The 13,801-nt window shown below is 66.1% G+C and carries 9 protein-coding genes; 2 read left to right on the top strand and 7 right to left on the bottom strand.

Annotated features, from left to right (window positions below):
- Position 1: 1 nt before the first annotated feature.
- From ACUCV0_RS11060 to ACUCV0_RS11045, 4 genes are all read right to left on the bottom strand, one after another.
- The gene (locus ACUCV0_RS11060) at positions 2-2,809 is read right to left on the bottom strand and encodes a monovalent cation/H+ antiporter subunit A (protein WP_482212689.1); all 2,808 of its coding nucleotides are present in this window, start codon (positions 2,807-2,809) and stop codon (positions 2-4) included.
- Positions 2,810-3,240: 431 nt separating this feature from the next.
- Positions 3,241-4,674 (bottom strand): efflux transporter outer membrane subunit, encoded by a 1,434-nt coding sequence (locus ACUCV0_RS11055; RefSeq protein ID WP_482212688.1) that lies wholly within the window; start codon positions 4,672-4,674, stop codon positions 3,241-3,243.
- Complete coding sequence (locus ACUCV0_RS11050) at positions 4,671-7,847, bottom strand: efflux RND transporter permease subunit (protein WP_482212687.1); 3,177 nt, start codon at positions 7,845-7,847, stop codon at positions 4,671-4,673. The genes ACUCV0_RS11055 and ACUCV0_RS11050 overlap by 4 nt, the downstream gene beginning before the upstream one ends.
- 159 nt (positions 7,848-8,006) lie before the next feature.
- Positions 8,007-9,224: an efflux RND transporter periplasmic adaptor subunit gene (locus ACUCV0_RS11045; protein WP_482212686.1), complete on the bottom strand. Its 1,218-nt coding sequence runs from the start codon at positions 9,222-9,224 to the stop codon at positions 8,007-8,009.
- A gap of 280 nt (positions 9,225-9,504) precedes the next feature.
- Between ACUCV0_RS11045 and ACUCV0_RS11040 the strand changes: the two genes are divergently transcribed.
- Positions 9,505-9,825, top strand: coding sequence for a hypothetical protein (locus tag ACUCV0_RS11040; RefSeq protein WP_482212685.1), 321 nt, complete (start codon positions 9,505-9,507; stop codon positions 9,823-9,825).
- Here the strand turns inward: ACUCV0_RS11040 and ACUCV0_RS11035 are convergent.
- Positions 9,822-10,742, bottom strand: coding sequence for a LysR family transcriptional regulator (locus tag ACUCV0_RS11035; protein WP_059313187.1), 921 nt, complete (start codon positions 10,740-10,742; stop codon positions 9,822-9,824). The genes ACUCV0_RS11040 and ACUCV0_RS11035 overlap by 4 nt on opposite strands.
- Before the next feature lie 149 nt (positions 10,743-10,891).
- Here ACUCV0_RS11035 and ACUCV0_RS11030 point away from each other — a divergent pair, with 149 nt between their 5' ends.
- Positions 10,892-11,908 (top strand): zinc-dependent alcohol dehydrogenase family protein, encoded by a 1,017-nt coding sequence (locus ACUCV0_RS11030; RefSeq protein ID WP_271653627.1) that lies wholly within the window; start codon positions 10,892-10,894, stop codon positions 11,906-11,908.
- Between the two features lie 57 nt (positions 11,909-11,965).
- Here the strand turns inward: ACUCV0_RS11030 and ACUCV0_RS11025 are convergent, their stop codons facing one another.
- Positions 11,966-13,027 (bottom strand): acyltransferase family protein, encoded by a 1,062-nt coding sequence (locus tag ACUCV0_RS11025; RefSeq protein ID WP_313649520.1) that lies wholly within the window; start codon positions 13,025-13,027, stop codon positions 11,966-11,968.
- 300 nt (positions 13,028-13,327) lie between these two features.
- Positions 13,328-13,624: a YciI family protein gene (locus tag ACUCV0_RS11020; RefSeq protein ID WP_027600646.1), complete on the bottom strand. Its 297-nt coding sequence runs from the start codon at positions 13,622-13,624 to the stop codon at positions 13,328-13,330.
- Between the last annotated feature and the right edge of the window lie 177 nt (positions 13,625-13,801).

Here is a 13,801-nt window from a genome sequence, read left to right as displayed (position 1 = left end):
GTCAGAGCACCTCCTGGCTGGATCCGTCGGTGTCCGTCTCGTCGCGGCTGACGTGGCCCAGGTTGGAAAGGATCAGCAGCGTGGCGCCGACTACCGCCAGATAGACGCCAAGGTCGAAGATCAGGGCGGTAGCCAGTTCGGTCTTGCCGATCAGCGGAATGGCGAAGTAGTCGAAGGCGGTGGTGAGGAAGGGGCGGCCAAAGACCAGCGACCCCAGGCCGGTGAGGGCGGCGATCAATACCCCGACACCGCAGATGGTGTGGTAGCTGATCGGCAGGCGGCGCTGGGTCCAGGCCACGCCATGGGCCACATACTGCAGGATCAGGGCGATGGCGGTTACCAGGCCGGCGATGAAACCGCCACCGGGCAGGTTGTGCCCGCGCACGAAAATGAAGGCCGACACCAGCAGGGCCAGGGGCAGCAGTACCCGGGCCACGTTGTTGAGGATCATCGGGTGACTGTCGCGCGACCAGGGGGTGCCCTTGGGGTCGACCAGCGGATGCGGCAGGTGCAGGTGCTTGAGCAGACCGTAGATCCCGGCGGCGGCGATGGCCAGCACGGTCACCTCGCCGAGGGTATCGAAGCCGCGGAAGTCCACTAGGATGACGTTGACCACGTTGTAGCCACCGCCGCCGGACACCGAGTTGGCCAGGAAGAAGTCGCCGATGTGCTCATAGGGGCGGGTCAGCACGGCATAGGCCAGCAGCGCCACCATCAGCCCCAGGCCACTGGCCAGCAGCACGTCGCGCAGGCCGCGCAGGCTGCTGGACTCGATGGGCGTGCGATCCGGCATGAAGAACAGCGCCAGCACCAGCAGGATGACGGTCACCACCTCCACCGACAGCTGCGTCAGTGCCAGGTCCGGTGCCGAATAGCGGGCGAACAGCAGGGCGACGATCAGGCCCACGGTGCTCAGGGCCATGAGTGCCTTGAGCCGGTTGCGGTGGAAATACACCGTCAGCACCGCGGTCAGCATCAGGATGCCCAGGCCCAGGGCGGTGAGCGGATCGAAGGGCGCCAGGGCCACGGGGCCGGTGAGGCTGTCCAGGCCCGACAGCGCCGCCACCAGCAGCACGAGCGTCGCCAGCAGCATCAGGGTGATGTAGCGCTGCAGCGACCCGCTTTCCAGGCAGAGGGTCAGGCGCTGGGCGAAGCCGACCAGACGATTCATGGCGTGCTCGAAGACCTGGCGGGCGTCGATGTCGGGCAGGCCCTCTTGCCAGCGGAACAGCGGCTGGCGGAAGGCGTAGACCAGCACCCCGCCGATCATCGCCAGGATGCTCATCATCAGGGCGGTATTGAAGCCGTGCCAGATGGCCAGGCTGTACTCTGGCAGGCTGCCGCCCAGGGCGGCGCTGGCGCTGGCGGCCAGCAGCGGCGCCACGGTATAGCCCGGCACCACGCCTACCAGCAGGCACAGCAACACCAGGATCTCCACCGGGATCTTCATGTAGCGCGGTGGCTCATGGGGCGGATAGTGGGGCAGGTCGCGCGGCTCGCCATTGAAGAAGACGTCGTGGATGAAGCGCAGTGAGTAGGCGATCGAGAAGACGCCATAGAGCACCGCCACCGCCGGCACTATCCAGCTGAAGCTGCCGAACAGGCCGTGATGAAGGGTCTCGTTGAAGAACATCTCCTTGCTCAGGAAGCCGTTGAGCAGCGGCACGCCGCCCATGGCGGCGGCGGCGACCATGGCTAGCGCCGCCGTATGCGGCATGTAGCGACCGAGCCCGGCGAGGCGGCGCATGTCGCGGCTGCCGGTTTCGTGGTCGATGATGCCGGCAGCCATGAACAGCGAGGCCTTGAAGGTCGCGTGGTTGAGGATGTGGAACACGGCCGCCACGGTGGACAGCTGGGTGTCGAGGCCGAACAGCAGGGTGATCAGGCCCAGGTGACTGATCGTGGAATAGGCCAGCAGGCCTTTGAGGTCATGCTGGAACAGCGCCAGGATGGCGCCCACCACCAGGGTGGTGAGCCCGGTGAGGGTGACGATGTAGAACCACCACTCCGAATCGGCCAGCGCCGGATAGAGGCGCGCCAGGAGAAAGACCCCGGCCTTGACCATGGTCGCCGAGTGCAGATAGGCCGAGACCGGCGTCGGCGCGGCCATGGCCTGGGGTAGCCAGAAGTGGAAGGGAAATTGGGCGGACTTGGTGAAGACGCCCAGCAGCACCAGGATCAGCGCCAGTGGATAGAGGGCATGGCCGGTGATCAGCGGGCCGGCGGCGAGTACGTCGGTCAACTCGAAGCTGCCGACGATATGGCCGATCAGCAGGACGCCGGCGAGCAGCGCGAGACCGCCGCCGCCGGTGACGGTCAGGGCCATGCGCGCGCCCTGGCGGGCTTCCTTGCTGTGGCTCCAGAAGCCGATCAGCAGAAAGGACGACAGGCTGGTCAGCTCCCAGAACACCATCAGCAGCAGCAGGTTTTCCGCCAGCACCACGCCCAGCATGGCGCCCATGAACAGCAGCAGGTAGGCGAAGAAGCGGCCGACCGACTCGTCCTTGCCCAGGTAATAGGTGGCATAGAGGATCACCAGCAGGCCCATGACCAGGATCATCAGGGCGAACATCAGGCCCAGGCCGTCCAGGCGCAGGCTGAGGTTCAGGCCCAGGGCCGGCAGCCAGTCCAGTCGCTGCAGCAGCACGGCGCCGTCGAGCACGGCCGGCAGTTGCGCGGCCAGCAGGGCCAGGGCTAAGGCAGGCGCTATGGCGGTACCCAGGGCACAGGCACGCCGCCCGAAGCGATCAGTCGCCAGCGATAGCAGTGTTCCTAGAAAGGGCAACGCGATGATCAGCGCCAATACCATGCCTGCATCCTTTAGCTGAGCGCCTCACGGCGGTGGATAGATGGGGCTCCCTCGAGACCTCGAGCGGCATTCGATCCGTCCACGCAGAGATCGCCAAGACGGCGAGAGGTGGAGGAATCGATCTTCGAGTTTCGTACAAGAACCGAAGGTTTAATAACCTAAGGTGATAATAAAAGAGAGACCACAAAATCCTAGCCCTGTCTCCCTTACAAAATATTAGGAAACAGGCCGGCAGCGTCCAGCAGAGGATTCAACCGCCTGGCAGCCGCCGTTCGGGTCTCACTGAGACCTCTGGAACGGGCTTTTGCTCAGGTTGGCAAGGAGAGGATGTACCCGGCGCTTCGGTGGGGCGAAGCGCCGGGACAGGGAAGAAAAAACCCGACACGCCAAAGGAGCAAGAGAACACGCGTGCCGGGGGTAAGCGCCAGCGGTCAGAGCGCCGACGCGGGGGAAGCTTGGCCTTGGGCGAGGCGGGCCGGTTGGACCTCCCAGCCACCCCCCAGGGCCTTGTAGAGGGCGACGATGCCGCGATAGAGCTCGATCTCGCCTTGGGCCTGCTGGTCTTCGGCGGCCAGGCGTTCGCGCTGGGCATCGAGCAGTACCAGGAAGTCGGTGCCGCCTTCGCGGTAGCGGATCTCGGCCTGGTCGGCGGCGGCGCGACTGGCCACCGACTGGCGGATCAGCGCCTGCAGGCGCTCCTGGCGTCGCCCGTAGTCGCTGAAGGCATTGGCGCTCTCTTCCAGGGCGGTCAGCACCTGCTGCTCGTAGTTGGCCAGGGCCTCGTCGGAGCCGGCACGGGCGCCGCGCAAGCGGGCGCGCACGCTGCCCAGGTCGAAGGCCGCCCAGCTGATGCTCGGTCCCAGACCCCAGGCGCGGGCGGCACTGCTGCCGATCTGCGAGCCGCGCCCGGCGGTGAAGCCGAGAAAGCCGGAGAGACTGACCCGCGGGAAGAGGTCGGCGGTGGCCACCCCGACGTCGGCGGTGGCGGCAGCCAGGCGGCGCTCGGCGGCGGCCACGTCCGGGCGCCGACGTAGCAGGGCACCGGGATCGCCGATGGGCAGACGCTTGGCGATGGCCGGCAGGGCCTTGGGTGAGAGGTCCACGCTCAGGGCATCCGGGCGTTGGCCGAGCAGAGTGGCGATGCGGTTGCGCGCACGGCTGGCCTGGGCCTGGAATTCCGGCAGGCTGGCTTCGGTGGCGGCCAGGCGCGCTTCGCTGCGCTGCACGTCCAGGTCGCTGCCCATGCCCTCGTCTCTGAGGGTCACGGTCAGGCGGCGCGCCTCGCGCTGGTTGCCCAGGTTGTCGCGGGCGATGCGTTCGCGCAGCTGGGCGCCGCGCAGGTCGCCATAGGCGTCCACCAGTTCGGCGATCAGGCTGACCTGCAGTCCGGCAAGATCCGAGGCCGCGGCTTCCGCGCGGGCATCGCTGGCTTCCAGGGTATGGCGGACGCGACCGAACAGGTCCAGCTCCCAGGCCATGTCCAGGCCCAGGTCATAGCGCTCGCTGTTGACTCGCTGCTCGGTCAGCCCGGGCTGCTGGGCCTTGCCCAGCTGGCTGCTGGCGCGACTGGTGACCGTCGGATAGAGGTCGTTGGCATCGTCGTCCCGCAGGGCGCGGGCAGCGCGTAGCCGAGCGAAGGCGGCGCGCAATTGGCGGTTGCCGTCCAGGCTGCTGGCGACCAGGGCGTTGAGGGTCGGGTCCTCGAACTGGCGCCACCAGAGCGCCTCGAAACGACCCTGGTCGTAGACGTTGGGCTGCTGGCTCGCCTTGAGTTGCGCAGGCGCGGGTGCGGGCGTCTGGTAGTGCGGGCCGACGGCGCAGGCGGAAACCGCCAGCGCCAGTAGCAGGGGAGCGAAGACCTTCATGCCTGGGCCTCCTGAGCAAGGGCGGATCGGGCCTGGCGACGCTCCACGAAGGCACGTACCAGGACATAGAAGAGCGGCGTGAGCAGCAGCCCGAAGAAGGTCACCCCGAGCATCCCGGAGAACACCGCGACACCCATGGCATGGCGCATCTCGGCACCGGCGCCGGTGGAGGTCACCAGGGGCACCACGCCCATGATGAAGGCGAAGCTGGTCATCAGGATGGGTCTCAGGCGCAGGCGGCAGGCCTCCAGCACCGCGGCGACGCGGTCCTTGCCGGTGGCCTGCTGATCCTTGGCGAACTCGACGATGAGGATGGCGTTCTTGCACGCCAGGCCCACCAATACGATCAGGCCGATCTGGGTGAAGATGTTGTTGTCGCTGCCGGCCAGGAGCACCCCGGTGATGGCCGAGAGCAGGGTCATGGGCACGATCAGGATCACCGCCAGCGGCAGACTCCAGCTCTCGTACTGGGCTGCCAGCACCAGGAAGGCCAGCAGCACGCAGAGCGGGAACACCAGCAGGGCGGTATTGCCGGAGAGGATCTGCTGGTAGGTCAGCTCGGTCCATTCGAAGGTCATGCCGTTGGGCAGCTCCTGCTTGAGCAGCCCCTCGATGGCCGCCTGGGCCTGGCCGGAGCTGTAGCCCGGGGCCGGCGCGCCGTTGATCTCGGCGGTGAGGAAGCCGTTGTAGTGCATCACCCGGTCGGGGCCGGCGGTATCGCCGATCTTGACGAAAGTGGACAGGGGCACCATCTCGCCGCGGTCGTTGCGCACCTTGAGCTGGCCGATCTGCTCGGGTTCCAGGCGGAAGCGCTGGTCGGCCTGGACGTTGACCTGGAAGGTACGGCCGAAACGGTTGAAGTCGTTGGCGTAGACCGAGCCCAGGTAGGCCTGCAGGGTGTCGAAGATGGCGTCGATGGGCACGCCGAGGGTCTTGGCCTTCTCGCGGTCGATGTGGGCATCGATCTGCGGCACGTTGACCTGGTAGCTGGTGAACAGCGACTCCGGGGCCAGTTCCGGCAGCTGCCGGGCCTTGGCCAGCACGCTCTGGGTCTGGGCGTAGAGCTCCTCGTAACCCAGGTTGCCACGGTCTTCCACCTGCAGGCGGAAGCCGCCGATGCTACCCAGCCCCTGCACTGGCGGTGGCGGGAAGATGGCGATGATGGATTCCTGGATGGCGGCGAATTCGCCGTTCAGCTGGGCGGCGATGGCGCCGGCCGACAGCGAGGGATCACGGCGCTCCTCGAAGGGCTTCAGGGTCACGAAGACGATGCCGCTGTTGGGGCTGTTGGTGAAGCCGTTAATGGACAGGCCCGGGAAGGCCACGGTGCTTTCCACGCCGGGGTGCTTGAGGGCGATGGCCGACATGCGGCGGATGACCTCTTCGCTGCGATCCAGGGTGGCGGCGTCGGGCAACTGGGCGAAGGCCACCAGGTACTGCTTGTCCTGGGGTGGCACGAAGCCGGTCGGCGTCTTCACCAGGCCCAGACCGGTCAGGCCCAGCAGCACCACATAGAGCACCAGCACGATGGAGCTACCGCGCAGCACCCGGCGCACGGCGCCGACGTAGCCGTGGCTGGCCTTTTCGAAGAAGCGGTTGAAGGGGGCGAACAGCCAGCCGCCGAACAACCGGTCGAGCAGCCGCGAGAAACGGTCCTTGGGCGCGTCATGGGCCTTGAGCAGCACCGCGGCCAAGGCCGGCGACAGGGTCAGGGAGTTGAAGGCCGAGATCACCGTGGAAATGGCGATGGTCAGGGCGAATTGCCGATAGAACTGCCCGGTGAGGCCCGAGATGAAGGCGGTCGGCACGAACACCGCGCAGAGCACCAGGGCGGTGGCGATGATGGGCCCGGTCACTTCACTCATGGCGCGCCGGGTGGCCGCCACCGGTTCCAGACCCAGGCCGATGTTTCGCTCGACGTTTTCCACCACCACGATGGCGTCATCCACCACGATGCCGATGGCCAGCACCAGCCCGAACAGCGACAGCGCATTGAGCGAGAAGCCAAAGGCGTGCATCACCGCGAAGGTGCCGATCAGTGACACCGGCACTGCCACCAGGGGAATGATGGAGGCGCGCCAGGTCTGCAGGAACAGGATCACCACCAGCACCACCAGGATGATGGCTTCGAACAGGGTGTGCACCACGGCCTCGATGGAGCCGCGCACGAAGATGGTCGGGTCGTAGACGATCTCGTAGTCCATGCCCTGGGGGAAGCTCTGCTTGAGCTCGGCCATCTTGGCGCGCACCTGGTTGGACAGGTCGATGGCGTTGCTGCCGGGGCGCTGGAAGATCGGGATGGCCACCGCCGGCTGATTGTTCAGCAGGGATCTCAGGGCGTACTGGTTGGAGCCCAGTTCGATGCGGGCGATGTCGCGCAGTCGGGTGATCTGGCCGTCGCTGCCGGCGCGCACGATGATGTTGGCGAATTCTTCCTCATCCACCAGGCGGCCCTGGGTGTTGATGGCCAGCTGGAAACTGGTGCTGCCCGGCGCGGGTGGCGCGCCGAGGGCGCCCGCCGCCACCTGGCGATTCTGCTCGCGAATGGCGGCGACCACGTCGCTGGCGGTCAGGCCGCGCGAGGCGACCTTGTCCGGGTCGAGCCAGACGCGCAGGGAATAGTCGCCCATGCCGAACAGCTGGACGTCGCCCACGCCGTCCAGCCGCGCCAGCTCGTCCTTGACGTTGATCAGGGCGTAGTTGGACAGATAGAGCATGTCGTAGCGCTGGTCCGGCGAGGTCAGGTGCACCACCATCGCCAGGTCCGGCGAGGCCTTGTCAGCGGTCACGCCGAGACGCTGCACCTCTTCCGGCAGCTTGGGCAGGGTACGGGTGACACGGTTCTGCACCTGCACCTGGGCGGTATCCAGGTTGGTGCCCAGGGCGAAGGTGATGGTCAGGGTCAGCTTGCCGTCGGCGGTGGACTGGGACGACAGGTAGAGCATGTGCTCCACGCCGTTCATGGCCTGCTCCAGGGGCGCGGCCACGGTCTCGCCGATCACCTTGGGGTTGGCGCCGGGGAAGGTGGCGCGCACCACCACGGTGGGCGGCACCACCTCGGGGTATTCGCTGATCGGAAGCTGGAACAGCGAGATGGCCCCGCCGATCAGGATGATCAGCGAGAGCACGGCGGCGAAGATCGGCCGGCGGATGAAGAACTGGGAGAAGTTCATCGGAGCAGTCCTTGAGCGAAAGGCGTGCAGAGGCGCAGCCATCGCGGCCATGGGCCGCTCCTACAGGCACGGAAGCCACCGTAGGAGCGGTCCATGACCGCGATACCGCGATGCCTGGACGGGTGAAAGTCTGAAACGGGACGGGGTGGAGCCTGGGGCCTAGCGACTACCCACCTTGAGTGGCTGGGTGGGCGCCGGCAGGCTGGCCAAAACCGCATCGCGCTGGCGCTTGAGGGCGGCCAGGGTGGTGGCATCGGCCATGGGCACCGACTGGACGTCGACGGTCATGCCCGGACGCACCCGCTGCAGGCCGTTGACCACGATGCGGTCGCCGGCTTCCAGCCCCTTGCGCACGATGCGCAGGCCTTCCAGGCGCGGACCCAGTTCAATGGTGCGATAGGCGGCCTTGTTCTGGCCGTCCACCACCAGCACGAATTTCTTGCCTAGGTCGGTGCCCACGGCGGCGTCCTGGATCAGGGTGCCGTCGTAGGTGCCGCTGCCCACCAGGCGCAGCCGGGCATAGAGCCCCGGGGTGAAGCGACCGTCGGCGTTGTCGAACACGGCGCGACCATGGATGGTGCCGGTGCGCGGATCGAGCTGGTTGTCCATGAAGTCCATGTGGCCTTCGTGGGAGAAGTCGTTCTCGTCGGACAGCGCCATATAGACCGGGCTGGCGGCACCGCGCTGACCCTGGCGGGCGAGGGTCTGCTGCTTGAGGAAGACGCGCTCGTCGGCGTCGAAGTAGGCATAGACCTTGTCGGTGGAGACCAGGGTGGTGAGGCGGGTATCACCGGCGTTGACCAGGTTGCCGGCCGTCACCTCGGCACGTCCGACGCGACCGTCGATGGCGGCGCGGACCTCGGTGAAGCCCAGATTCAGGCGCGCGGCGTCCAGTTGCGCCTGGGCAGCGGCGACGCTGGCCTTGGCTTCCTGGGCAGCGCTGCGACGGGCCTCGACGATTTCCGCGGAGATGGCGTTGCTGCTGCGCAGGCGCTCGCCCCGGGCGGCTTCGTCGGCGGTGCGGCTGGCGCTGGCACGGGCCTGTTGCAGTTCGGCTTCGAGGCGCTTGACCTCGGCCTGGAAGGGCCGCGGATCGATCTGCAGCAAGAGGTCGCCGCGCTTGACCCGGGTCCCCTCGTGGAAGAGGACGCGGTCGACGTAGCCCGACACGCGGGGGCGGACCACCACGGATTCCGGGGCTTCCAGCCGGCCGGTCACCTCGTCCCACTCCACCACCGGCTGGCGCAGCACCTCGGCGGCGCTCACCTTGGGCGCGGGCGGCGCGGCGCTGGCCTGGGGATGGGAATCGCCACAGGCGGCGAGCAGTAGCGTGGAGGTCAGGGCCAGGGGGCCGAGGGTTTTCGCGAAGAGGTCCATGTTCGAGTCCGCCCGAGGTGGAAAGAGGTCAGGGAGGCGAGTCTGCCGCCGGGGAAGGGCGACGACGAATCGAAGGGCTCGAACTTATTTATCGATGACGGTGATGGTTTTGCCGTAGGTATCGCTGGCGGTGATGGCGGTCGGCGCAAAGCCGCGTTCTTGAGCGCTTCAATTTGGCATTCGTCCTGAGCTAGATTGGCAAGACTCCAGGTCCTGTCTTTTCCATGCGAACAGCGGCGGTCTCGATGCTCCAGCCGAGATCTGCTGCAGGAGGATGAAGATGTCTCGATCCATCCATGGGCTGGTGGTGGCCGCTGCTCTGCTGGCCAGCGCTGCGGTCGCCGCCCAGCCGGTTATGCCCGAATTCTCGCTCCCGCGATCTGAACACCTGTTAGTGGCCGGTAACGGCGGTGCTGGCGGCGCGGGTGGAGCAGGCGGTAGCGGCGTGATACCGGGCAAGGGTGGTAGCGGTGGTCAGGGCGGTGCCGCCGGGCCCGGCGGCGTTCAGGGCGCCAGGGGTAGGGACGGTGCCGAGGGAACCGTCATTCCCAGTCGCCCGGCTAACCAGGGTAGCCAGAGACGCGGTGCTGACCAGACCTAGAGACTGTCCGGGTCGCCAATGAACATCTGGATGCGCGACCTCAGCCAGCGTTCGCCGAGGTCGTGATCCTGGGCGCCGCTCCAGGCCATGGGCAGTTCATGGCCGCCGTCGCGCAGCTCCTCGGGTGGGTCCTCGTAGCGGAGGCCGCCGGTGCTGGCCAGCAGGCGCGCGGTGTAGTCCGGCACCATCACCAGCAGGTCGGTTTCCGCCAGCAGCGATCCCAGGCCGTTGAACTGGGGTACCGCCAGCACCACCCGGCGCTGGCGGCCAAGTTTGTCCAGCAACTCGTCGACATAGCCGGTGAGGTCGCCCGCGTAGGACACCAGGGCATGGGGGCGGGCGCAGTATTCGTCCAGGGTCAGGCGGCCGGGCTTGCTGTCGGCGCGCAGGACCTTGAAGCCGAAGCGACGCACCGGGCGGCGTTTGGCATTGGCCGGCAGTTCCTCGGTGTAGCCCACCGCCACGGTGATCTCGCCGGAGGCCAGCATGCCGGCGGCGGTCAGGTAGTTCATGCGCCGCACCACCAGGGTGGTCCCCGGCGCTTCGATGCGGATTCTTCTGAGCAGCGGTGGGAGCAGGGCGAATTCGACATCGTCGGACAGGCCGACGCGAAACACCCGGTCGGCGCTGGCCGGCTCGAAGCTCTGGGTCCGGCTCACCGCGCTGGAGATCTGGTCCAGGGCCGGTGACAGCAGGGCGGCGATCTCCTGCGCGCGCGGCGTGGGTTCCATGCTGCGCCCGGTACGCACGAACAGCGGATCGTCGAACAGCGTACGCAGCCGCGCCAGGGCGGCGCTGATGGCCGGCTGGCCGAGAAACAGCTTTTCCGCGGCACGAGTGACGCTGCGTTCGAGCATCAGGGTCTCGAACACGATGAGCAGGTTGAGGTCGACGCGGCGCAGATCGGTACGGTTCATTCGGGCCCCGATAGGGAGTGGATCGATACCCCCGATGTCCATTATCGATGGGGATGCATAGAATCCTAAGGTAAGGCTGGTTAGAGTCCTAGTCATAGCAGTCCGCCTCGGCAACCGTTCCGGGGTCGGCATCAACGCGAGGTAGTGCCATGTCCCGCCTGATCCAGTTCACCGAATTCGGCCCGCCGGAGGTGCTCACCTGCATCGACCGGCCCACGCCTGTGGCCGGGCCTGGCGAGGTGCTGGTGCGTGTGCAGGCCATCGGTGTGAGCTGGTACGACGTGCTCTGGCGGCAGAATCTGGCCCCCGAGCAGGCGATACCGCCATCAGGTCTTGGCTGCGAGCTGGCCGGAATAGTGACCGCCCTGGGCGAGGGTGTCGCCGACCTGGCGATAGGTGATCCGGTGGCCAGTTTTCTCGGCCACGACATCAACCGCTATCCGGCCTATGGCGATGACTTGGTCTATCCGGCCACCTCCCTGGTGCGCTATCCAGACGTGCTTTCGCCCGCGGAGGCCGCGGTGCACTACAACCCGCTGCTCACCATCTATACCGGTCTGGTGCACCAGGCGCGTCTGCAAGCCGGTGAATGGGTACTGATCACCGATGCCAGCCGCTGCTGCGGACCGGCATCCATCCAGCTGGCCAAGGCCCTGGGCGGCCGTGTCATCGCCAGTACCCATGACGCGGCGGATCGCGACTATCTGCGTGAACTGGGCGCGGAACGGGTCATCGCCGCCGAGGAAGAGGATCTGGTCAGTCGCATCGCCAGCATCACCGATGGCGTTGGCGTGCATGTGGCCCTGGATGCCCTGGGCGGTCCGCAATTGGCGCTGCTTGGCGAAGCCATGGCGCCCCGCGGTCGGTTGCTGCTCTACGGCCTCAACGGTGGCAACCAGACCCCGCTGCCGGCCTGCGCGGCCTTCAAGAAGAAATTCAAGCTATACATCCACTGTGTGCAGGACTTCACCGGCCAGCCGGAGATGGGCCTGGAGGCCGATTGCGCCGCGGTGCGCGAAGCCCTGCAGCACATCGACCAGCTGACCCGCGATCGGCTGCTCAAGGCGCAGATCAAGCAGGTCTTTCCCTTCGAGCAGTTCGTCGAGGCCCACCGCTGCATGGAGCAGTGCCCTACCAGGGGCCGCGTCGTCCTCAGCGTCGACTGATGTGCCAGGAAATAAAAAACCCACGCCAAGGCGTGGGTTTTTTCATGGCCGGTCGCCTCAGGCGGTGGCTTTCTTCTGCAGCGGCGGGGTGGCGCGATTGACGCGTGTCTTGGCGCCAAAGAAGGCGACACTGAGGAAGTGCAGCGGGCTGATCCGCTCCAGCACTACCTTGAGCGCCACCGGCAGGAACAGCCCCAGGATCATGCTGACGGTAAAGACCACCCAGATGTCATGTACCTGCAGCTTGTTCAGCACGATGCGGGCCCCCGCGGTGCCGAACACGTGGAACAGGTAGATCTCGAAGGAGAAGTAGCCCAGCCAGGCCAGCGGCTTGAAGTAGAAGCGGCGGGCGATCAGCAGGCTGATGGCGGCAAGGCCCAGGGCAGTGCCCACCACGGCCATGTCGCCTTCGTCGAGGTCGACCAGTTCGAACAGATAGGCCTGGTCGATCGCCACCAGGATCACCAGGGCTACCGCCATCGTCATGATATTGCGACGAGTGATGAGCTGCTCGCTGAAGCGGTAGAGACCCAGGCCCAACAGGAAGAAGGGGAACAACTGCACCGCCTTGTAGAGGCTGAACAGGTCCGGGAAGCTCTCCCAGGCGAAGGACGCCGCCAGGGCGACGGCGAACACCAGCCCGAAGTTGCGCAGGGTCAGCAGCAGGCCGGCCTTCTCCAGCAGGGCGATCACCACGAAGACGCAGAAGATCGACTGCAGGAACCAGAAGTGCGCGTAGCTGAAGAAGTAGATGCTGAAGATGTCGGTCAGCTGCGGCTTGTAGTTGGTGTTGGGGACGGCCATCTGCAAGGCGAAGAACAGCGTCGAGACCACCAGTAGGGGAATGCCGATGCGTTTGAACTTGCCCTGGTAGAAGCGCGACAGGTCGCTGCCAGTGTTGACCGGACGCAAGGCATAGACATAGCCGGAAATGGCGGTGAACAGCGGCATCCGGACGTAAACGAGAGAATCGTAGAGATAGCGCAGCACGGATTCGTCGGGCACCTTCAGGCCCAGGGTGGACGAACTACCGATGACATGGCCCGCTACCATCAGAAACAGCGCCAGTCCGCGGATCGTCTCTATGCGCAGATCCTTTTCAGGCGTGGTCTTGGTCATGCTGAGTCCTCTGTACTAGCTAAGCGAGACAGCGTTTCCACAGGAGTAGGGAAAGGATGTCGGCGCATCAGATCATCTGAGCCCGGTGAGCTTAGGCTAGTTCGTTAGCTTCCTTGCGGTAAGGACGGGAAAAGCCCAGCTTTTCTTGCGCTGCATCACTTTTCTGTGAAGCGATTCTTGAAAGTGTGAACTTGCAACGTCAGCGAACGGCATTGATCGAGATGGCATTGTGCCAGTTTTAAGGCTTTCTTAAGCCAGATGGCGTAAGCACGGCGGCCGTACCGGCCGCCGGTTCGATCTTCAGACGAATGCCTTGCCGTCCAGAATCGCCTTGCGCCAGCGGGTGATACGCACCTCGCCCGGCAGGCCGGCGGAAGTGAAGGGATCACGGGCGATAAAGGCTTCGGCCTCGGCGCGGGTTTCCACATCGACGATGTAGACACTGCCCGTGGCGGTCTCGCCGTCGTCGCTGAGCTTAGCGCCGCAGGCCAGCAGGGCGGCGGCATTCTCGCGCAGGAAGTCCAGATGGGCCGGGCGATGCTGCTGGCGCAGGGCCAGGCTGTCCGGCTTGTCGAAGGTCTCGATCAGAAAAGGCATGGCAGGCTCCCATAGGGGCGGCCCCGGTGGCCGCCGCTGGCGCAGGGTGGCGCGATCCTGGGGGCAGCGTCAATCGGACCTTGGCCGGCTGTCTTCCCTGCAGGCTGGGCATAGGCATAGCAGTGAAACGTATTAAACATTTGGATCTAAACGGTTCAGGCTGACCTTTCTCAATGG

The organism is Pseudomonas sp. VMV1 (assembly GCF_056790235.1).
Note: the sequence above shows the minus strand (reverse complement) of the source record. Positions and strands in the feature narration are given on the sequence as shown.